This is a genomic window from Roseimaritima multifibrata (genome assembly GCF_007741495.1).
Taxonomy (GTDB): domain Bacteria; phylum Planctomycetota; class Planctomycetia; order Pirellulales; family Pirellulaceae; genus Roseimaritima; species Roseimaritima multifibrata.
This window is the reverse complement of record NZ_CP036262.1, coordinates 1,034,351-1,056,191: the sequence shown is the minus strand read 5'-3', so window position 1 is coordinate 1,056,191 and position 21,841 is coordinate 1,034,351. Positions and strand designations below refer to the sequence as shown.

The window sequence follows — 21,841 nt, the reverse complement described above, 5'->3', positions numbered from 1 at the left end:
GCTTACCAGCAAATTTTTGTAGCGTCAAAAACAGGCCCTTCGACACAGGTCCGTTTGTAATCCCATTCCCCATCGGATTGCCGGACCTTGGCAACGCAAGAAAAACAGATCCCAATGCCACACGCCATGGGCGTTTCCATCGACACTTCACACGGCGTCGACTGAGCGATCGCGACCTCGGAAGCTTTTTCCATCATGATTTCAGGGCCACAGCAAACGACGCGAATCGAATCGGCAGCAAGGGACGTTTTCAGCTCGGTTAAGCAACGGTCAAGGACGGCCGGAACCAACGCTTTTTCGCCCGTCGACCCGTCGTCGGTACACAGTCGAACATCGACGCCCAGTTTCCGAAAATCGTCGACGCCTGCCAAACGATCGGCACTGCGAGCTCCGTAGATTAGGGTGACACTTTTTGCCCAGCCGCCCGTCCGCTGGCCAAAGGTCTGCAAACCTAACGCTTCTTTCGCCAGAACCACAAACGGGGTTTGCCCGATTCCACCGGCGACCATTACCAGATGCTCACAGGGTACCGGAGCAAAACCATTGCCCAGCGGTCCCCAAACCGTGACCGAATCCCCCGCTGCCGCTTGAGACAAGCAGGTCGTTAGTTTGCCCTTTTTCAGATAGACCAGATCAAAAGTTGCCGGGGTTCCTTGGTCGTCACACCCGACGTCATAAACGGCCAGCGCACGTCCGATCAAGGGATCATTCAATCCCGACATGCGGATCATCACAAACTGTCCCGGACGAACACGAGCCGCAATTTCTGGAGCGGCAATTCGAACGAGGTAGGTCTCCTTGGCCAGTGGCTGATTCGTAACCACCTGGGCGTCCACCTGTTGCATCTGATCGGCGTAATAGGCCGCATGAAGCGATTCAGCCACCGTGCTACTTCCCTTTCTTCCTATCGGAACCACGATTCGGCTTTCCCGCCGATCGGGTATTGGACTTTGGTTTTGACCTTGAGGTTCCCGAACGGCCAGCCGCCCCACGAGCCCCACGTTTCGCCGGCTTCTTTTTCTTTGCACGATCTGGCTTTTCTTGCGATTCGCTTTCAATCCCAATCAAAGCACCACCACGAGCTCCGGCGGAATTGAAATCGAATTCAAACGAATTGGATTTCGATCGCGAAGCGACTTTTTTGCCTCGCGATACGACGGGACGCTTGGATGGACCACCAGCGGATCGATTTGGCGAAGGACGCTTGGTCCCCTTTTTTGCACCCAGCTTGCTGGCCGATTGACCTGATTTGCTGGGACGCGATGCCTTCGCAGGCCGAGAATCTTTGCCCGATCGAGATTTTTTCGCGGGCCGAAATTCCTTGGCAGGCTGCGATGCTTTCGCGGAGGGTGCGATTCGAATCGGAGCTTCGCCACGCTCTGGACGTTCAGGCTCCTGCGGCTGCCGCAGATCGACGCCGTCGGTTGCCCGCTTTGCCCCTGCTGCCGCTTCGGCTTTTAATTTTTTGACTTCGATATGCGTCAGCTGGCGATGAGCCCCTTTAGGCAATTCACCCAATCGGAGCGGACCGATCGCTACGCGGCGTAGTTTCTGGACTTTATGGCCTAGGCGAGCCAAGATGCGGCGGATTTCGCGATTCTTGCCTTCTCGCAGGCTGATTTCCATATCGGTCGAACGAGCCCCCGCTTTGCGGATTTTGGCCCCATCGACCTGCACTCGACCTTCCGCGATGAAAATCCCCTCCCGCATCTTCTTCATCGCTTCGGGAGTCACCTCGCCAGCGACGGTCACATGATAGACCTTCATCACGCCATACCGAGGGTGGGTTAGCTGGTCGGCCAACGCACCATCGTTGGTCATCAGCATCAATCCTTCGCTATTACGGTCTAAACGACCAACCGGAAAAACGCGAGTTCCGGGGGGAATCAGATCGATAACGCGAGGCCGGCCCTGAGGGTCACGATTGGTCGAAACGACGCCGGTTGGCTTGTGCAAGATAAAATAAACCGCTTTCGGCAAATGCAATTTATTGCCGTCGACGTAGATTTTGCTGTGCAGTGGGTCGGCGGTCGCTCCCAATCGCATGACGATCTCGCCATCGACCTCCACTCGACCTTCCGTGATATATTCCTCGCACTTGCGACGGCTACCAAAACCGGCGGCCGCTAAAATGCGCTGCAGTCGTTGCTCACCTTCCGATGCCTTGGAAGACTTGCTGTCACCATGATCGTGATTGCGGTTGGATTTTGGAGCGGCCATCAGGTGTGTGCAGATCAATGAATGGGAAGCGAAAGAGAAGGCCTCCTAGATTAACACACATCCTCCGTTTTGGCTTTGGGGTTTTTTGCCGTACTCTTTTTTTGTTTGAGAGCATCAAACCGCCAGCGGCCAAGGTTCCAGTAAATCTCCATCAGGCGGCTAGCCCGAATCATTCACCAACCGTTTAACCAATCCGCTTAAAGCCTATCTAGCGAATGCTTTAAAACCGAACACGCAACGCCGATAAAGAGATTGGACCAGCGTCGTTTCGCTTGAAAGAGGGAAGCTAAAACCTGCCCGGTTTAACCTCCGAACTGCCACCATGGCGACGCGTCGCGGTACAGCCGATCGCGAACCGGCTCCGCTAGAGGCTTTTGGTAATCCCGAGGGCGACTGGCCTGCTCTTCCACACCAATGTCATTTTGGGGGTAAGGATCATGGATGACCGCTTGCCCTTGCTGATAACTGGTCGGCCCCGGAGGAGCCAAAAGCGGACGCTGACGACATCCCAAAGACGTCAAAGTCGCACAGCAAATGAGAAGAGCTATGGTTCGCATGGGATTTTTATTGGTTGTAGAGGAAGGGACGCAGCCCTTGGCGCGTCGAGCGTAGCGAAATCATCGCGGTGAAGCCAATACCTATTCGGCAGGCAAAGGAACCAAAATCGTCCGATCCCTGACCGCCTCAGGCCGACTCACACACCTCCTATCGACCTCCAAGAATCCCCCTCTGCAGCAATCCGAACCAATCCAGCAAGATTTGCTAGCAAACCCGCGAGAAAAGACCGATTGTCTAAGCCAGGCAAGGGGTATCGGCAGGCCCGTGCATCCTCAAGACCGTTGAATGGGGCTCTTCGATGACGACTTCCACGTCGGTGACAGCCGCAGGAACCAGTACTGAATCCCCTACTTCAAGGGATCGAGTCCCTCCGGCCCAGCGGAGGAGCGCTTTTCCGCAGGGGACGCTGAGGATGACAAAACGGTCTGCCGAGGGAATCGGATACGAACCGCATTCGCTTGCCTTTAACAGCTGAAACTTGTCGCAATCGACCAACTGCTGCCAACCATCGGCAACGTCTTTGGGGCTAACAGGGTAAACCGGTCCCGAATCGTAATTCGTCACCGCCAGAGCTTGTTCGATATGCAACGGGCGAGGCTTTCCATCGGCACCGACGCGGTTCCAGTCGTACAGGCGAAAAGTGGTGTCGCTGGCTTGCTGAATTTCAGCCACCAACAGTCCTGCGCCGAGCGCATGGACCGTCCCGGCGGGAATAAAGATACAGTCGCCTGCATTGGGGCGAATTTCGTGAAGAACTTTCTCGGTCTGCTGGTCCTGAATCGCTTCGGCCAGCATCAACCGGTCGACTCCCTCTTTTAGACCGGCGTAAATCACGCTATCCGGTTCGGCATCAACGATATACCACGCTTCGGTCTTCCCCAGGTCAGGCTGGGGCATTTTCAGCCCATACTCGTCCGTAGGGTGGACCTGCACCGAAAGGACTCGCTGGCAATCCAAATATTTTAATAACAGCGGAAAATGGCTATTGGAGTCGCAATCACCAAGCATTTCGCGTTTCTGCTCGGCGATCAACTGCCGCAGCGTCTGCCCTTTCCAGGGTCCGTCAGCAACCACGCTCTGGGCATCGTCCCGATCGACAATTTCCCAGCTTTCCGCAGCGGTCTGGCCCTCTTCGATCGTTTTCCCCAGCCGCTCAGACAGCTTGCGTCCCCCCCACAGGTAGTCACGCATGATGGGGTTCATTTTCAGCGGTTCCAGTTTGATCATTATAATCCTTTTAATGCCTCCAAGAAAAAGCGAACTGCCCCTTTCGCCAAACCACTGAGTGGCAGTTAAACTGAAGGGCAATCAATCTAGCTCCCAACGCCGATCCGTTATTGTTGCCACCTTTGTCTAGGTGTCGAGTCCTGCTCGATCGGATCGGCCCCCGCCTCAAGAAAAACGAACACTGCACCGTGGAATTGCCATCCCGCCCAAAAGATAGTCTTTTCGAAGAATCGTCGATGACATTCGGCGAGCATTTGGAGGAACTGCGCCGCGCCCTGCGAGGAGCCGTCATTTGGCTAGCGATCGGTCTAGCGATTGGACTCTATTTCGCAACAGGTTTAGTCAGTTACGTCCAACAACCGCTACGAGAAGCGATCCTCACGTTCCAGGCGGATCGTGAAATCGCGCGTCGCAACCTGGACCCCAATGACAAAGCGTTAAGCCCCCTCAAGGCCTTCTTAATCGAAAACTCGTTTCAGATCGAAACCGTTTTCCTGGTTCCCCCCGCCGAGGAAAAAGCTGCGGAAGCGGCCGATGCGGCTGCTGAAAAGGCGACAGCTAAAGAGGCAGCGAAGGCCGAAAAACTAGCGAAAGCAGACGACGCGACCGGCAAGGTCCCTGTGAAAGAGGAATCGGTAGCGCAGGAACTGGCTGCCGGGGAACCCGAATCGGATATCCCCGACTTCATCAAAGCCGAGCAGGAGGATTTGGTCGCTTTGACCGGCGACCATTTCGACCCCAGCTCATTGCAGCGACAGGTAACGCTGCGTCCCTCTTCCGCCGGCTTGAATTCGCACAAGACCGAAGAAGGATTCATGATCTGGATCAAGGCGGGGTTAATGATCGGAGCGGTCATTGCCAGCCCAATGATCTTTTACAACCTGTGGGGATTTGTCGCCGCCGGCCTCTATGCCCACGAACGTCAATACGTCTACATCTACCTACCCTTCAGCGTCGTCCTATTCGCCTCCGGCGTCTGCCTCGCCTTCTTTGTCGTTCTGTACTACGTCCTCAATTTCTTGCTCACCTTTAATGCGGGGATGAATGTCGATATTCAGCCTCGATTGAGCTATTACATGAACTTCGTATTGCTGCTGCCGTTGGGCTTTGGCGTCGCATTCCAATTGCCACTGGTGATGCTGTTCCTCGAACGGCTGGGAATGTTCACCGTCCAGTCTTACGTCAGCAGCTGGCGAATCGCGATCTTGATCATCTGTGTTGCCTCGATGATCCTAACCCCTGCCGACGTCACCAGCATGGTTGCCCTGGCCATCCCCCTGATCTTCTTATACTTCCTGGGAATTTTGATGTGCAAATACATTCCCCGCGGAAGAGGATTAGGAAGCGCAGCACTTGACCCGAGGTAACGGGCCGAACCCACAGACGTCGCTTCGCCCGGAAGCGACGGCTGGTAGGTGCAACAACCTAGCCGCGTCTCTCGGGGACGCGTGACAAATACGTTGCGAGCGAGGCCGCAGACAGCGGATATCCTAACCCGCTGCGCAAGCGAGGGACCGAAAGAGCAGGCCGCGATCCCTCGTTTACGCATTTTGAAGCTGCGTTTTTCGGAGTTGGCTACTTTGCTTCCGCCGGGCTTGTCCCGGTCCGGGGCAACAACTGGCAGCTACCCCCATGCCTCTTTGCGATTTCATCCTTCTCCGCCAGCCCCAAATCGCCTAGGCGATTTGGGGCTGGCGGAGAACAGCATTTCGATCGCGCAATAAGGTAGCTGCCAATTGCGAGTCCGCCGGGGCAAGCCCGGAAACGGAACTCTCGATACTTGGAGCTAAAAAGGTGCTGGAATAGCCGTATGCTTGAGGCATCAGCAAGAGCACGGAACTCAGGACGATTGACCGCAGCAACCAACCTGTTTGGATACATTCAAGAATCGATCGCGGATCTCTCCGTCTTGGAAAGACGGAGCTACTTAAAAGACAGAGCTACGGAGATAGCCGCTTCCCCCTGCTTATTCGGCAGCCAGCAAATTAGCTAGTTTGCGGCCGGTGGTGTTTAGCGGCAGCGACTGCAGTTGCTCGGGGGTTTGCCACTGCTGGTTTTCCTCCAGCGAACTCGGTTCCGGGCTTTGCCAATGCACATGATGGGCGTACAGCGTGATCCGGTATTTGGTGACACCATGGCGAATCGTGGTCGCTAAATCGCCTGCTTTGATTTCCAGCCCAAAGTCCTGCCTGGCCTGGCGAATGGCTCCGTCTAAAGAGCTTGCGTGCGGCGGACCAAAACGCGGGAAATCCCACAGGCCTGCCCATCTTTGCCCCGCGGGAACCTGGTAAACAAAATAGGCATGACGGTCGGGATGCCTAACCAGCAACGCATACTCATCGCGTGCTTCGTACTGAATCCGCTTCACCTTCCCCGGGATGATTGTCTCCAGTCCCTTTTCATGGGCTGCACAACAGGGCTGGAGCGGACAATTCGGACAGTCGGGTTGCTGTGGAGTGCAAACAAGTGCCCCCAGTTCCATCGCCGCTTGATTGAACTGGCCACTGTCGCGACGCGGGAGAATGCGTTCGGCAAATTCCCACAGCAGGGCATTGGCGGCCTTATCGGTCGGATGATTCGTGGAAGCGATTAAGCGACTGTACAGGCGTTGCGTGTTGGCTTCGACAATTGGCAATCGCTGCCCTGTCGAAATCGACAAGATTGCACCCGCGGTATAGCGTCCGATACCAGGTAACGCGAGGACATCGTCGTACTGCGTAGGGAATTTCCCGTCGTGGGATTCCACGATCTGCTTGGCGGCGGCGTGAAGCTGCCTAGCCCGGCGATAGTACCCCAGCCCCTCCCACAACTGCAGCACGGTCGCCTCTTCGGCTGCGGCCAAATCGGTGACCGTGGGGAATTTTTCTAGGAACCGCTTGAAGTAGGGGATGACGGTACTGACCTGCGTTTGCTGCAGCATCACTTCGCTTAGCCAGACCGAATACGGGTCGCTTGCCCGATCACGCCAGGGGAGCGAACGCGCATTCTTTTTAAACCATTGCAGCAGTCGGCGGCGGATTCGGGTACGCCATGGATCGGAAAGCCAACGATCGTCATGCGGGGCTGCCGAAATCACCTCCGAGAGAGCCCTCTTCGCCTTCTTGGCCATCTTACAGGCGGCCCAATGTCACGGTCAGGGTTTCGCTCCGCCCATGCCGATCGACTTCGATCTTAACCTCTTCCCCCGGGGCAAAGACGGAGATCGCGGCCAGCAGGTCCGCGAACCTTGTGATCTCTTTTTCGTTGACCTTCACGATAATATCGCCAGCCCGCACGCCACCGATCTCGGCCGCCCCACCGGCCACAACAACCGTTACCAGACAACGATGGTTCAGCGGGTCGCAGTTGACCCCCAAAAAACCGCCTCGCTTATAAACGACCTGCAAATTCGGCAGCTTCGTTTTCATTTCCGCAACGGCTTCGGGAGTAATAAGGGTCCCGTTAAGAATCAATTTTTGCCGGATCGCGAAACTTTCCAATAAAGCGATCGCATCATCATCGAGCGGCGTGTAACGAATTTCGAACAGGTCGATTCGCGGCAGTTCCGCCAACGGCAACAGTTCCTTGGCATCGAAGTCCGCATTCGAAATCACGATATTTTGCAAGTCCGGGATATCGATGACCGCCTTGATGACCGACTGATCAATCTTCGGTCCGTCAAGCAAGACGTAATGGACATTGGGAATCCATTTCAGCCAGACAAGCGTGTGCGGGTCGCCGTTCCACTCATCGGAGATCGAAACAATTTCTTCGCTGACTCGCGACGCTTCTAGGACAACGTCACTGAAGCCTACCGTGATGCCTGCCTGAAGAAGCGCTTCACGCGCGCGTTCGGTACGATTCTCAGCAACCACTCGCAACGTCGCTTGTGAACGACTGGAAATCGCCCCGCCTCCCTGCTCGGCCAATAACTGCAACGCCTGAGACCCGAGCGGTGGGTCGGTTGGTTCTTCCCGCAACGCGATCCGCTGCAGCAACTGCACCGTTCGTTCGGTTCGCTCCAGATCCCCACTTTCGACTTGGTCCAACAGGAACGGAATCACGTCCGTCCCGCGTTTAGCTAATTCAAGAGAGGCAATTTCCCTTTGCACATACTGGTTGCTTCCAAGTTGCTCGACGAATTTCGTTATCTGTTCAGCATCCTCAACGGGTGCTGAATCGACTGTCGACGTAGCGTTGACTGCCGACGAATCGGTCGGTTCGGTTTGTGCAACCGCAACCGATCCGCTGATCCCAAGGGATGCAGCGGTGATCACAAAAGCCGAAAATCGTCGAGACCAGTAATTTGCCATCCGTGCTTAGCCCTAAAGGGTTTTAGACCGAACCGGATTTGTCACCCGGTTTTGCAATCGGAAATTTGTAGACTCCCGGTTTCGGTACTTTAACCGCTGGGGCCTCAGCATCGAAAGAGTACTTCTGAGGACGCAGGTCTTGGGGGCTGTTAATCGCTTCATCCCAAGTGATCTCTTTGCCCGAGTAACAGACCTCACGACCGAGGATCGCCAGCAACGTGCTGCGGCACATGTAGGTCCCGTTATTGATTCGAGGACGCTTGCCCTGGACCGCTTCGAACAGCTCGTTGTGCTCTTGCTGGTACATGTTGACTTTATCCTTGCCATCGAACTTCCAAGAATTCTTGCCTTCGATTTTATTGGCGAGGACGGAGGCTTTTCCATCACTGCCGTAGACAAAGTCTTCAACTTGATTGTACGCCCCACGAACCTGTCGCGTGAAAGCGTTTGTGGTGGAACCATCGGCCCATTCGTAGACAACCGCAAAGTGATCGAAGATATCCCCTTGGGTCAAATCACTTCGTAGTCCGCGACCGCCCATTCCGTAAGCCTTTACAGGCGGCTCGTCGTGACGAAGCCAAAGCGCCTTGTCCAAACTGTGGATGAACTGCTCGGTGATATGGTCACCGCTAAGCCAGTTGAAGTAATACCAGTTACGGCATTGGTATGCCATTTCCGATTCGCCGTCTTTGCGAGGACGAATCCAGACGGGCCCGGTAAGGTAGTTCGCTTGGGAACCGATCACGCGGCCGATCTTGCCATCAAAGATCTGCCCCATCGTTTCCCGGACACCTTGGTCGTAACGCCAGCACAAACCACTGACAATATTTAAATTCTTCTTGTCCGCTTCTTCACAGATCGCAAGCACGCGACGAACGCCCGTGGCATCGGTCGCAATCGGTTTTTCGCAGAAGATATGTTTGTCGGCGGCAACGGCAGCTTCCAAATGGTCGGGACGATAGTGAGGCGGTGAAGCGAGCAGCACCACATCGGCCAGCTCGATCGCTTTTTTATACGCATCAAAACCGACGAAACATGTTTCGTCCGATAGCTCGACCTGGTCAGGTTTTTGCTTCGTCAATTGCTTGCGGCAATCGGTAATCGATTGATCAAACAAATCGGCCAATGCGACCAACCGTACTTTCGGGTCGGCAGCCATCGCGTTCAATGCGGCACCACGGCCACGTCCACCACAACCGATCAATGCGATTCGGATGACATCCGATCCAGCGGCGTGGAGTTTGGGAGCTGTCACGCTAAGCGCTGCGGCGGCTCCACCCAGGGCAGCAGCCCCTTTCAAGAACTCACGCCGTGGGGCAGCGGAGCGTTGAGGAGAAGGATGGGATGATTTTTCGTCAGTGTGGGCCATGCCTGTGTGGGGGGTGGGAGTTCTTTCGGTGGCGTCAGGGAGGTGCCATTCCAGATGCGGTACAAAAACTCCCCAGATCACCTTGGCGTTTGGATTCCACTATGATAACGCAACCCTCCAGGAATGGAACAAACTTCCTAGATTGAATATTTGGACGAGAATCGGGTGAGCCCGCAGGAAATTAAGGAGATCGGGTATGAATGAAAAAGAACGGAGCAAGTTAGGAGAGATGGTCCTAAGCCTGCCCGCGAAAAACAAAGATACGGTCGCTCGTCAGCACCAAATTTATTCCGACAGCCTGCGCATTAGCAGAGCGATGGACCGCCCGAATTTCACCAGGGTTGCCAATGACGACCTGCGTCAAATGGCCAAAATGTATGACGAACTTTTCTTCGAAGGTCGATTGCTAAAACTGGCCGCCGATGAAGGCCTGAAGTTTGGCTGGTCGTCCCGAATGACGAAAAACGCTGGAAAAACAGTCACTCTTTATCCGCACAACTACAAACGAGGGGATCGAAGAAAATTCGAAATCATCCTCTCTTCCGCTTTGCTTTTCCAAACCTTCAGCGATATCGATCGCCCCGTTGAAGTGACTGGAATCGTCTGCCGCGACCGCCTGCAAGCGATGCAACGAGTCCTTGAGCATGAACTGGTTCACTTGGTTGAAATGCTGGTTTGGGACGACAGCTCCTGCTCGAAATCACTGTTCCAAAGAATCGCCAATCGAGCCTTCGGACACACTCAACATCAACACGATCTGATCACGCAACGCGAACGCGCCGCAAGAAAATTTAAAATTGGAGTCGGATCAAAAGTTAATTTTCAATTCGAAGGGCAGCCGCTGCAGGGGGTGGTGAACCGGATCACCAGACGGGCAACTGTCCTCGTCCCCGACCAAGCCGGAGCCCTTTTTGACGATGGAAAACGCTACCGCAAATATTACGTCCCGCTTGAACACCTTAGAAAACGGAGCGCATAACAATTTGCCAACTACGTGGGCTGTCGATTCGATTGAAAGCGACGAACGAGCGTCGCCTTTCGCTCCTTGAAAGGTGCTTTAAGGGGGCGTTCTTTCGCGGGAGATGTGAAATTTATTCGCCCCTTGCTGTCGGCCTGCCCAAGCTCTGGCAAGCGTATGCTACGTGACTGCCGTAACCACCGTCGCCAGACGATGGGCATGCGGTATTCCCACGATTGCAAACACGCAGCAACGCTCGCGAAAGCTTCCTTGTTTAGTCATCCGCATCCGAAGAGTCTTTAATCACAAACCGTGCTCTCAACCGAGCGACCTCTTTCGCAAGCCCCGCTTGTTTGACACTGCGAAGCACCTCTTCAAAATCTTTGTAAGCCGCGGGAGCTTCGTCGCGTGGATAACGACGGCAGTTCGAAAGGATGTCGGCGGAATCAAACGATGCGTCAATCTGCTTCTGATCCAGTTCACGAATCGCTCGACGTCGCCCCAAGGCTCGTCCTGCACCATGGTTCACGCTGTAACAACTCTCTTTCGCACCAGGCAACCCAACCATCACACTCGAGCCCGCTTGCGGATTTCCCGGCAACAGAATCGGATGACCGGTATGCTCAAACGGAGTTCGCTTAAGGGCATGATGACCAGCCGGGAATGCGCGTGTCGCCCCTTTGCGATGAACCCATGTTTCACGGTTATCGACGATCTCCTGACGGGCAATGTTGTGACTGATGAAATAGACCAGGTTACCAGTGGTTCCCGGAATGATCTCCTGGAACGCCTCCAGCACCAATGCATTAATCAACAGATGATTGACGGTGGCAAAATTTGCCCCCAGCGACATGTCGTCGATATAGTCGTTGGCTTCGCTTGATCCGATGGGTGCGTAAACAAGTTGCTTATCATTCCCTGGGTAGGGAATCTTCCATTGATCAAACTTGTGCTCCAGTTGCTTAAATTGCCCGCTTGCCAGTCGATGCCCGATCCCGCGAGACCCACAATGGGACAGGAACGCAACATGCTGATCCCGCAATCCAAAAACGTTGGCAATCTGCCGAGATTCGTTGTCATCCACAACATCAACCACTTCACATTCGCCGAAATGGTTACCACCTCCGTAAGAGCCCAACTGCTGAACCGTCGAACGAAATCGGGAAAAGGTTTTCCCCTGCCGCAAGTAGTACAGACGCTGCCGAAGCGCATCGGCGGAACCGTCGTGCCCGCGATGGAAGGCATCTTCACAGCGGTCCGCCCAAGCAACCGGAACGCCAAGCGCCGCCAAGACATCAGACGAGGCTCCATCGGTCATCGCGGCAACGCCGGTCTTTTCCTCCACGCGGCGTGACTTCGGCACATCGCGAGCCCCTTTCCCCATCCCCGTAGGAATCCGCCGGCAAACCGCATGAATCAATTCGCGGCGAATGGTCTTATCTATCATCGCATCGGCCGGAACGTCGGTCTGCAAAAGGCTCATCGAGCACTTGATGTCAAAGCCAACAGGCCCCGGGTAAATGTGCGTTGGCGAAGCCAGCACGCATCCGATCGGAGCACCATATCCACAATGAGCGTCCGGATTCAAAACGACCTCGGTCACTCCAGGCGCACAGCGTGAATTAATCGCTTGCTGCAAACAAAGGTCGTCAAAGGTCGCACGGATCTTCTCATTCCCAAAAACCTTCACGGGGGAATGATGATTACCAGCAGGCAAGATTGCCGTCGCTTCGCCGGTAGGGATCATTTGATTCGACAAAAGGGAACTCCGCTATCTGACAGTTTAGGCCGTTCGGACAAATGGCCCAAACAAAGGACGCAACATCCAGCGTCCACATGGCAACAAAAGAGCCATTCTATCGGTACAAGGTTCACCAAAGTCCTGCGGACAAATCGATCCGTCGCCACGCTTTTCGGGACATGAAGAAGATTGAAGAGAGCGTTCTTTCACGGAGCGAAAGGCGACATTCTCAGACCTGAGAATGGCTCTGTTAGCTTCCGACGACGGCAGCATGCGTGGGACGCCAATCGACTAACTGAATTTCGACGTTGCGTTGGCCTCGAAATTCATTAATGACAGGACGGTAGGCAATGTCGAACGGTCCCTCATGGGCATTCAGCTCCTCGCACCAATCGCCTTGTCCGAAAGCGACGCCGCGGATACTGACGCCGTCCTGCGTGACCCGTAACGTCAGGTGTCGGTCTCCGCCGCCCATCCGTCTGGAAGGCTCGGCCAACTGAACCCCGCGTGCGTACAAGACCGGCCGGGGATTCCCCTGACCGAACGGCGCCAACTGTTCGATCTGCCGAACACTCTGATAAGAGAGCTGCCCGATGCCCGCTTCGGCATCGATTTTAACTTCGGCCACGTGATCACTCTCTGCGACCTGTTTCGCGACAGCTTCGCAAAAATCCGATCGAAAATCGTCGACCTGCGCGTCCTCAAGCGTAAGCCCAGCGGCCGCTCGGTGACCTCCGAACTTCTGCAAGCGATGCTCACATTCCCCAAGGGCTTCGTGAAGGTCGATGTGCGGGCCACCGGCACGTCCCGATCCCGTTGCCGGACGTCCATTCACCGGATCAAGAGAGAGAATCAACACGGGGCGTCCGTACTTTTCGGCAAGTCGTCCTGCAACGACTCCGATGACACCCAGGTGCCATCCCGAACCCGCAAGCACAAGTGCGGAATCGGCTTCCGGATCGTAATCATCGGTTGCCTGCTTCTGAGCCGCCAGATAGACGCTCCGTTCCAGACTGACTCGGTTCGCGTTCAACTGGTCCAGATACTCGGCTAACTGGATCGCTCGGGTTTCCTCTTGGATGGTCAACAATTCGACCCCCAACTGAGCTTGCCCAAGCCGTCCTGCCGCGTTTAATCGAGGAGCGATCGAGAACGCAATATCCTCGCTCTGCAGATCGCTGCGCTGATCGATTTTGGTAATCCGCATCAACTGAGCCACGCCCGGCCCCGGATGAGCTCGCAACGATTTCAGACCATGCTTTACCAAGATCCGATTTTCATCGACAAGGGGAACGACATCGGCAACGGTGCCAATCGCCGCCAGAGCAAGGGCTTCCAAAAGGTACTGCCGCAACTGGTTAGTCACCCGCTTCGATTCACAGATTTCCTGGCAGAGCGCCCAAGCAAGCTTGAACGCGACCCCTGCACCGCACAATTCACCAAACGGATAGGACGTGCCAGGCAAACGCGGATGCACAATCGCAGCGGCATCGGGCAATTCTCCATCGATGCGATGGTGATCGGTAATGACCAACTGCATCCCAAGCGTCTTGCACAGTTTGGCTTCGTCAACGCTGCCGACGCCGCAGTCGACCGAGATGACCAACTTCTTGCCTCGCTGGGCCAGTTTCTCAAGGGCGGCGGAACTTAAGCCGTAGCCCTCTTCCAGTCGGTTGGGAACGTAGTAACTGACGTCCGATCCCATCAGTTTCAGACCGCGAAACAGAATGGCTGCGGAGGTCATACCATCGGCGTCATAGTCCCCGTAGATCACAATGGGGGCTTTGCTGCGGATCGCCTTGGCGATCACTTCAACGGCCAACGGGACACCCGGAAGATCTAGCGGATCACGAAGATCCGATAGTTTTGCGTCCAAGAACTGCTTTGCCGCGGTGAGATCATAGACACCGCGGCTGACAAGCAACTGCGCCACCACATCGGGAATACGAGCAAGCCGAGCGAGTTGTTCGACGCGGCCCTGGTCCAGCGGCAAAACTCGCCATTCTTTGCGCATGCTCGCATCCTGCGGTGAGAGTCAGGCGGGTTATTTTTTCTTTTCGACGTGCCAAGTGTGCTTGCGAACACGAGGGCAATACTTCTTCAAACGCAGTTTTTCACCACCAGGCTTACGCCGTAGGGTGTAGTTGTAATCGCCGGTTTCTTCACAAATGAGAAAGACCGTTTCAACCTTTTTCTTGCTTTTTGCCATCGTAAAACTCTGCCGTTACGTAAATATTGATTCAGCCACCGCGTGACTGACCGGATTTTTAATTGAATAAGCGGGGCATTATGCCGTAACAAGCGACAATCTGGCAAGCCCTCTGCGTCCGGTAAGGGACCGCAAGCTCGCCTCGGGGCCCAATCAAGAACCGGAGGCGAACGAATAAGACGATCAGGAGCCCAAAATGGGTCCCGAAAGAGCGCCCAGAATGGCTAGCCCGGCAAAATACGATTAAGCGTTGCACTGGGCCGCATAGCAGCTTCCACCTTCTTTTCATCCGGATTGAAGTAGCCCCCCAGATCGACGGGGGCTCCCTGAACCGCGTTTAGCTCGTCGACAATCGTCTGTTCGTTGGCGGCCAGCTCCTTTGCCAACGCACCGAATTCGCTTCGCAGTTCAGCGTTGTCAGAACTTCCTGCAATCGCCTGCGCCCAGTACAGAGCCAGGTAGAAGTGACCACCACGGTTGTCGATTTCGCCCGCTTTTCGCGAAGGGGACCGGTTGTGGCTGAGGTAAGCCCCGTTGGCTTGATCCAATCCCTTTGCCAGTGCGAGCAGTTTCTCATTTCCGGTCTTTTGGCCCAGGTCCTCCAGCGAAACCGCCAGGGCAAGGAATTCGCCCAACGAGTCCCAGCGAAGGTGATTTTCGCTAACGAACTGCTGAACGTGTTTTGGGGCCGAGCCACCGGCTCCCGTTTCGAACAGCCCCCCACCGGCCAGCAGAGGAACGATCGAGAGCATTTTCGCACTGGTTCCCAATTCCAAAATCGGAAACAAATCGGTCAAATAATCCCGCAGCACGTTCCCGGTGACCGAGATCGTATCCAGCCCATCACGACTTCGTTGGCAGGTTTCCTTTGCGGCAACGATCGGGGAAAGGATTTCGATTTCCAGCCCATCGGTTTCCAGTTCATCCAGATAGTGGCGAACCTTGGCGATCAGATTGGCGTCGTGCGCACGATTGGCATCCAACCAAAAGATGGCTGCGTTGCCGGTCGCTCGGGCTCGCTTGACGGCCAGGTTGACCCAATCGCGAATCGGAGCGTCTTTGGTCTGGCACATGCGCCAGATATCCCCTTCTTCGACGACATGCTCGGTCAGCACGTTCCCGTCTTGATCAATCGCGCGAACGGTTCCGGCGTGGGGGATTTCAAAAGTCTTGTCATGCGACCCGTACTCTTCGGCTTTCTGAGCCATAAGGCCGACATTTGATACGCTTCCCATCGTGGTCACATCAAAAGCGCCATGCTTCTTGCAGAAGTCGATCGTTGCCTGATAAACGCCTGCATAGCAACGGTCAGGGATCAAAGCGGTGGTGTCGTGAAGTTTTCCATCGGGGCCCCACATTTTCCCTGACGAACGAATCGCTGCTGGCATCGAAGCATCGATGATCACGTCACTCGGAACGTGCAAATTCGTGATCCCTTTGTCGGAATCGACCATCGCCAAGCGAGGCTGCTGAGCGTAGACGGCTTCGATATCGGCCTGAATCGCAACCTTTTCGGCTTCTGGCAACGATTCAATTTTGCGAAGCAGGTCGCCAAGACCGTTGTTCGGATTGACTCCAAGCGATTCAAGCGTCTCCGCATACTTTTCAAAGACAGGAGCAAAAAAGACGGTAACCGCATGCCCGAAAATGATGGGATCGGAAACCTTCATCATCGTTGCCTTCAGGTGCAACGAAAGCAGTGCTTGATCCCTGCCGGCCTGAGCAATTTGCTCTTCAAGATAACTTCGCAGAGCCTTGCGACTCATGCAGGAAGCATCGATTACCTCGCCTGGCAGAAGCTCAAGACTAGGCTTGAGTACCGTGATTTCACCTGTAGGTGATTCCAGTTCGATCCGGATCTCTCCGGCGTGAACCATGACATGCGATTGTTCACTGCCGTAAAAATCGCCTTGAGCCATCGAAGCGACGCGGGTTTTGGAATCGCTGGACCATTCCCCCATCGAGTGCGGATGGTCTTGGGCATATTTTTTAACCGGAGCCGCGACGCGGCGATCGGAGTTCCCTTCGCGAAGCACTGGATTGACGGCACTTCCCAGAACCTTTGCGTAACGCGACTTCGTTTCGCGTTCGGCGTCGTTCTGCGGATCGGCCGGATAATCAGGGATCGCGTAGCCATGCGACTGAAGTTCAGCAATCGCGGTGTTCAACTGCGGGATCGAAGCACTGACGTTCGGCAATTTGATAATGTTGGCGTCCGGAGTCTTCGCCAATTCACCAAGCTCGGCCAACACATCGGATCGCTGCTGGTCTGCGGGGAGCACATCTGAAAACTGAGCCAGGATCCGGCATGCCAAAGAGATATCCTTCAGGCGGACAGAGACTCCTGAGGATCGGGTAAATGCCTGAATAATGGGCAACAGCGAACGCGTTGCCAGTGCAGGAGCTTCGTCGGTCAGGGTGTAAACGATTTCAGATGTTTGCGACATGGTACTGTTCTTTGAAAGGTGCGAGACGGTTAGAGAATACCGCCCCTGAAATCAAAGAGGAACCATCGTGCCGCGATTTTCCCGCGCCGTCTCGGACATTTTCAACCGAACAACGCGATCGCATGCGTCCTGAATCCCGCTGCCGAGGAGCCGAAGAGGGGCACTATTTCAGCGGATGCGAATAAGATGGAAGCCTGCAAACCCAACCCGACACGTGATGACGGGCTGGTGAGTGCCCCCTTTCGCTATGCGAAAGAACGCTTCCTCAAAGCACCTGTCACGGAGCGAAAGAGGACAATTTTTCTTCGCTGCCGATTAATGCGACAGGCCGCAAGCCAAAGTCTGGTACCTAGGTAGAAATCATGCAAAACGTGTTCGCAGCAGACCGCTAACCGGGTTAGCCGCCTGCTGGCTGCTGAACAAGCTGCGTTAGGCGGCGATCGTCACCAATTCTTGATGAACGCCATCGATGTGGGCTGCGTCAATTTGCTCCAGTTCTTCAGCATACCCAACCATCAATGCCAAATCGGCAAGCCGATTGATCCGACGTGGGATTCCGCCGCTTCGGACATACAGCGTTTCGATCGCCTCAGCCGAAAAGATCGGATGGTTTTCGCAACCGGCCGCCTGCAGGCGATGCTGAATGTAAGCGGCAGTCTGTTCGCTATTCATACGGCTAAGCATGCACTTGACGCTCATCCGTTCGTCCAAAGCGCGATTGCGTTCGATCACACTCAGAAGCGTCGCGTGCCCAACAAGGACCAGGGTCCAAGCCGCTTCGGCCTGTGCCTGTTCACGTTGCAGATTCAGCAGCAACCGAAGGGTTTCTAGCTGTTCTGGAGCGGTTAACAAATGCGCTTCGTCAACGATCAAAACCGCATGCCGTCCCGCATCGACATTGTCAGCAAAAAAATCATCCAAGCGACGCAGCGAAGTCCGCGAGGTTTCATCATTAGGGCCGGTCGTTCCGGTAAGTTCGTCCGTCACATAACCCAACAATTCCGAACCCGCCAACTGCGGGAAAGCCAGTTTTGCAACCGGTGCAAAAGGATCGGGCAACTGAGCGGCCAACGCATCGACGATCAACGATTTACCGATTCCGCTGTCCCCACAAATCGCCACAGCCGCACGCCGATTTTCGACCGCGTACCGGACCTTCAACAGTGCCGTTTGATGGATTTCCGAAGGGTAATAAAAACGCGGATCGCTCCAGTTTTCAAACGGTCGTTCGTTAAGATTCCAGTAGCTTTCGTACATCGTTTTCGGCTCCAGACGATTAGGTCTATTTTCTTGGGGGGAAGAAAGATCGCGGCAATGGTTGAGGGAGATCGTTACGCCGAAAAGTTTTCGGCGACTCCGACATGAGCGATTCCGGCATAACGAAGCTGCTGGATGCAGTGATTCAAACCAACCGAGTCATACGACTGTCGGTTGTGGATCACAATCGCCGACTGGAAACCGCTGTACTGAAGCGGTGTATCGGCGGTCGGCCCATCCACCAAAATCAGATCAAAGTGAGGTCGCAAGCTATCGACGGTTTGACGAAGAGCATCCGCCGATGGCTGCGGTGCATTTTCGGCGGGAACGATCGGAAAGAGCGTCACGCCATCTTCAACACCATGAACGGCGGTCTCGCTTAGAGGCACACCACCACGGATCGCTTCGGGCCAGCCAAATTCAAGTTCCAGCTGAAAATCGTCCGCAAGCGAAGGCTTTTCCCAGTCTCCATCGACCAGGGCCACACGACAACCGGTTGCGGCGGCCGACAGTGCCAACGCCATAGCAAGTGTCGAACGGCCGTCACCGCGGCGAGGACTGGAAACCAAAACGGCTTGCATCCCCTCGGCTGCAGCTTGCGCCAGTGGCTGCCCGGCATTGTTAACCATATCCCCGGCGACCATCAATTCCCGGACGATCGAAGGGGCATCAAAGCCGTCGACTTCCCAGGCAGCTTCGAACGCGCCGCTGGTTTTCGGAGCCGACGCAGATGATTGCTCAACCGGCAGCGGTGCTTCCTGAAACGGGAGCGATTGAACGGGAGATGCCTGTTCCATTGCTTGCTGTGCGAAAGCGTTCGGCGAAACAGCCTCTTGAACCGGAACGGCTTTTTCAACCGCAGGCATCTCACGCCGCGTTACATCCGCTTCTTCGCTTGCTGGTGCAAATTGGATTTCGGCGACTTCTTCGACAGCCGTTTGATAAGCGTTCGAGTTTACTTCAGTCGCCGGACGCGAAGGATGTGGCGAGTCAAAACGGAGTGGGCCTGCAGCAGGCAACGGAGCCGATACTGTTTCGGGCGCTGCGGGTGCTGGGGCAGAGGCCGACGAGGCGACTTCAGGATGATCGATTTGAGGCGTCGCCGGGGCTGGCGCGTGGTCCCCCCATGTCGTCGGCACAAAGCGTGCATCGTCAACATGCGTTGTGGCTTCTTCGGTTGTGTCAACTGGAAGCGTGGCGTCCGCAGCGGAAATCCGTTCAGGGACGATATCTTCAAGGGAATCGTGAGCGACGGTGAATGCCGGGAACGAGCTGGCATCCAGTCTCGCACGCAGAAGTTTTTCAGGCGAAATTTCCATCTGAGCCCGATCAAACCGAAGCAGTTCAATACTGTGGGATTCGGTCGAAGCAGTCGCCTGGTCAGGACGGATTCGCTTAGAAACCGACGCGTCCGGAGCCGCTTTTGACGGTTCGTCAGACGCTGACGGGGACGCCGCCTGTGCAGGAGGCGAAACCGGAGGTGCTGATTTGACGGAACGTGAACCGCGGCGCCGGCCTGTCGAGGTTTGACCAATCGACTGAGGCTCATCTTTGCGGAGCAAATCGTTGTTGGACGGGTCTACCCAAAAAGAAGACATCCCCATTGCAACCATTTCGGCAGCAATCGACTCGGGAGTTGGAGGCGCCGTACGAGGTCGCTCTTTGGCGAACGCCTTGACGAATGCTTGGTCGATTTTGCTCATGGGAAAGATCCTGTCCGCGCGAAAAGGACAACGGTAAAAAGGTTGGTGTTGACTGGTGTGACAGTGGATCAGCGGTTGTCGTAAGGGCTGACCGGAACGTCCGAACTTTCGATCATTCCTCCAGCACCGCCGTACGGGCTGGATGGATACTGCCCGGGCTGAGTGGCCCCCGCTGCGGGAGCCGGACCGTAGCCCTGAGGTGCTTGAGCGACGTGGGGAACTTCGCCGTAACCGCCTGCTGCCTGTTGGCCGTAACCGCCCGGCTGCTGCGGGTATCCAGGTTGCTGCTGTGAAAAACCGGGCTGTTGTTGTGGGTAACCAGGTTGTTGCTGAGCCACTACCGGCTGTTGCTGCGGCGAACCTGGCTGCTGAGCTACATTTGCTGCGGCCGCTGGATTTGATTCGGCAGGCAGATACTGCGACCAGTCGGAAACAGCGTATGGAGTTTCGGTCTGGCTTGGCTGCGGAGCCGAACGGCTGGAAGGCTGTCCCAACGTATCGCTGGAGACGCGCTGAGCAACGTTCGCCTGAGGAAGCGACGCAACCCGATCCTGAGGTTGCGGTGCAACGTTCGAGGGAGCCGCCGGCTGGGTTGCAGCGGACGGCTGGAATTCAGGAGCGGTCGCGAATCGATTGGTTTCCGGAGCTCGCATCGAGCTGCGTGTCTGAGAGTCATAAGGCGAACGAGGTGCCGTCAGTTCAAACCCTTCGTCACCGGAAGGTTCATTGATCGTCGCTGGTTCGCTGATCGCGGAAGGGGCTGAATCGGTAGCGAAATCGGCACGAGAATCATCGGCACGAGCATCCGCGGTCCGTGCCGCTGGATCGCCGGAACCAAGCGGACCGGATGTTTCGGTGGCCGCGGTGTCGATGTCCCAAGCCGGCAGTTCAGCAGGTGCACGCTGAGCAGGCGAGGCAGCCAAATCGACGTCGCCACGCTCTGCAGGCGGCGCGGTCGCAGGGGGCTTGGTCGGTGTGAAATCGAAATCGATTGCGGGGTCTGGTGTTTCTGTCGTGGAAAATTCAGGAGCGGCATCATTGCCGGCATCGCCATTCGCAGGGATCCCCAAATCGGCAAGCAATTGATCCGTTTCGTCTTCAGCGATCTGCAAGGATTTGTCTTCACCATTGCGTGAGATCAACAACATGACTCCCGCAGCAGCCAAGACCAATGCGATGACAGCCAACCGAGTTCCCATGTTTTCGGTCCAGGAGCGACCGGCAGGCTGATTCGTATCGGGCGTATGGGCGTTCCGCGACTCGCGTTCCGCAGTATTGGCGGTCGGCGCAGGCGAAGCTTGGTTGGGGACTGCAGGCTGAACCGGTGGTGGCGGAAACGAATTGCTACCCGCAGCGGCAACCGGAGGCGGAGGAGGAAAACTATTCGCCGGCGAACCGGTATCCTCTGTCAATCTAGACTTTGGACTGGCCGGAGCAGCGGAAGCCGCCTGATTTAAAGCAGGCAGACGAAACAGCACTGGAGGGTCATCGCTGCCGACGGAATCGTGCGAAAGGTTGCTCGATTGAAAACCAGGGTGCCCTGATTTGGCTGGATTTCCTGGATGTGTCATAGATTCAGTCGTCCTTGACGAATAGTTCCCGATTTTAGGAGGTCTTATGGCGCCGCCGCAGGATCCATTCCTAGCGTTCGGCCCACCCCCAGCTTCTGCGTGGCGCGGCAACGGCTTGTCTTTAGGTTATCGTCACTAACTTTGACGATCTTTACCTTTTTGCGGAATAGCGAAACTTTGCCGATTCGGCAAGATGGATCGACTACCAAGTATGGCTTTTAGCCACCGCTCGATAAAACGCCACAAAAAGGCTAAAAAGAGAGGAACCAAGAACCGCTGACAATGGTCC

16 protein-coding genes are annotated in these 21,841 nt (G+C 55.5%); 2 read left to right on the top strand and 14 right to left on the bottom strand.

Annotated features, from left to right (window positions below):
* Positions 1-2: 2 nt before the first annotated feature.
* From FF011L_RS03975 to FF011L_RS03960, 4 genes are all read right to left on the bottom strand, one after another.
* Positions 3-845 (bottom strand): dihydroorotate dehydrogenase electron transfer subunit, encoded by an 843-nt coding sequence (locus tag FF011L_RS03975; RefSeq protein ID WP_145354938.1) that lies wholly within the window; start codon positions 843-845, stop codon positions 3-5.
* Positions 846-888: 43 nt separating this feature from the next.
* Complete coding sequence (locus FF011L_RS03970) at positions 889-2,238, bottom strand: pseudouridine synthase (protein WP_246109724.1); 1,350 nt, start codon at positions 2,236-2,238, stop codon at positions 889-891.
* Positions 2,239-2,522: 284 nt separating this feature from the next.
* Positions 2,523-2,777 carry a membrane or secreted protein gene (locus FF011L_RS03965; RefSeq protein ID WP_145350319.1) on the bottom strand — a complete coding sequence of 85 codons (255 nt, stop codon included), beginning with the start codon at positions 2,775-2,777 and terminating at the stop codon, positions 2,523-2,525.
* Between the two features lie 235 nt (positions 2,778-3,012).
* Positions 3,013-4,005: a type I phosphomannose isomerase catalytic subunit gene (locus FF011L_RS03960; RefSeq protein ID WP_246109723.1), complete on the bottom strand. Its 993-nt coding sequence runs from the start codon at positions 4,003-4,005 to the stop codon at positions 3,013-3,015.
* A gap of 236 nt (positions 4,006-4,241) precedes the next feature.
* Here FF011L_RS03960 and tatC point away from each other — a divergent pair, with 236 nt between their 5' ends.
* Positions 4,242-5,372, top strand: a complete 1,131-nt coding sequence (tatC, locus tag FF011L_RS03955; RefSeq protein WP_246109722.1) for a twin-arginine translocase subunit TatC — start codon at positions 4,242-4,244, stop codon at positions 5,370-5,372.
* Between the two features lie 599 nt (positions 5,373-5,971).
* Here tatC and mutY read toward each other — a convergent pair.
* Genes mutY through FF011L_RS03940 form a run of 3 tightly spaced genes read right to left on the bottom strand, consistent with a single transcriptional unit; the run spans position 5,972 to position 9,666 of the window.
* Positions 5,972-7,114: an A/G-specific adenine glycosylase gene (mutY, locus tag FF011L_RS03950; protein WP_246109721.1), complete on the bottom strand. Its 1,143-nt coding sequence runs from the start codon at positions 7,112-7,114 to the stop codon at positions 5,972-5,974.
* Between the two features lies 1 nt (position 7,115).
* A complete protein-coding gene (locus tag FF011L_RS03945) occupies positions 7,116-8,297 on the bottom strand; it encodes a PDZ domain-containing protein (RefSeq protein WP_145350315.1) in 1,182 nt (393 codons plus the stop codon).
* 22 nt (positions 8,298-8,319) lie between these two features.
* Entirely contained in the window at positions 8,320-9,666 is a 1,347-nt protein-coding gene (locus FF011L_RS03940; RefSeq protein ID WP_145350313.1) for a Gfo/Idh/MocA family protein, read from the bottom strand.
* Positions 9,667-9,862: 196 nt separating this feature from the next.
* Between FF011L_RS03940 and FF011L_RS03935 the strand changes: the two genes are divergently transcribed.
* Positions 9,863-10,645 carry a SprT family zinc-dependent metalloprotease gene (locus FF011L_RS03935; protein WP_145350311.1) on the top strand — a complete coding sequence of 261 codons (783 nt, stop codon included), beginning with the start codon at positions 9,863-9,865 and terminating at the stop codon, positions 10,643-10,645.
* A gap of 253 nt (positions 10,646-10,898) precedes the next feature.
* Here the strand turns inward: FF011L_RS03935 and FF011L_RS03930 are convergent, their stop codons facing one another.
* From FF011L_RS03930 to FF011L_RS03900, 7 genes are all read right to left on the bottom strand, one after another.
* Positions 10,899-12,371 (bottom strand): RtcB family protein, encoded by a 1,473-nt coding sequence (locus tag FF011L_RS03930; protein ID WP_145354932.1) that lies wholly within the window; start codon positions 12,369-12,371, stop codon positions 10,899-10,901.
* 244 nt (positions 12,372-12,615) lie between these two features.
* Positions 12,616-14,379, bottom strand: coding sequence for a single-stranded-DNA-specific exonuclease RecJ (gene recJ / locus FF011L_RS03925; RefSeq protein ID WP_145350309.1), 1,764 nt, complete (start codon positions 14,377-14,379; stop codon positions 12,616-12,618).
* A gap of 30 nt (positions 14,380-14,409) precedes the next feature.
* Positions 14,410-14,574 (bottom strand): 50S ribosomal protein L33, encoded by a 165-nt coding sequence (gene rpmG, locus FF011L_RS03920; RefSeq protein ID WP_145350307.1) that lies wholly within the window; start codon positions 14,572-14,574, stop codon positions 14,410-14,412.
* Positions 14,575-14,798: 224 nt separating this feature from the next.
* Positions 14,799-17,021, bottom strand: coding sequence for an NADP-dependent isocitrate dehydrogenase (locus FF011L_RS03915; protein WP_145350305.1), 2,223 nt, complete (start codon positions 17,019-17,021; stop codon positions 14,799-14,801).
* 429 nt (positions 17,022-17,450) lie between these two features.
* Positions 17,451-18,278, bottom strand: coding sequence for an ExeA family protein (locus tag FF011L_RS03910; RefSeq protein ID WP_145350303.1), 828 nt, complete (start codon positions 18,276-18,278; stop codon positions 17,451-17,453).
* Positions 18,279-18,352: 74 nt separating this feature from the next.
* Positions 18,353-19,981 (bottom strand): division plane positioning ATPase MipZ, encoded by a 1,629-nt coding sequence (locus FF011L_RS03905; protein WP_145350301.1) that lies wholly within the window; start codon positions 19,979-19,981, stop codon positions 18,353-18,355.
* Between the two features lie 68 nt (positions 19,982-20,049).
* On the bottom strand, positions 20,050-21,552 hold the full coding sequence (locus tag FF011L_RS03900; RefSeq protein ID WP_145350300.1) for a prolipoprotein diacylglyceryl transferase: 1,503 nt from the start codon (positions 21,550-21,552) through the stop codon (positions 20,050-20,052).
* Positions 21,553-21,841: the final 289 nt, after the last annotated feature.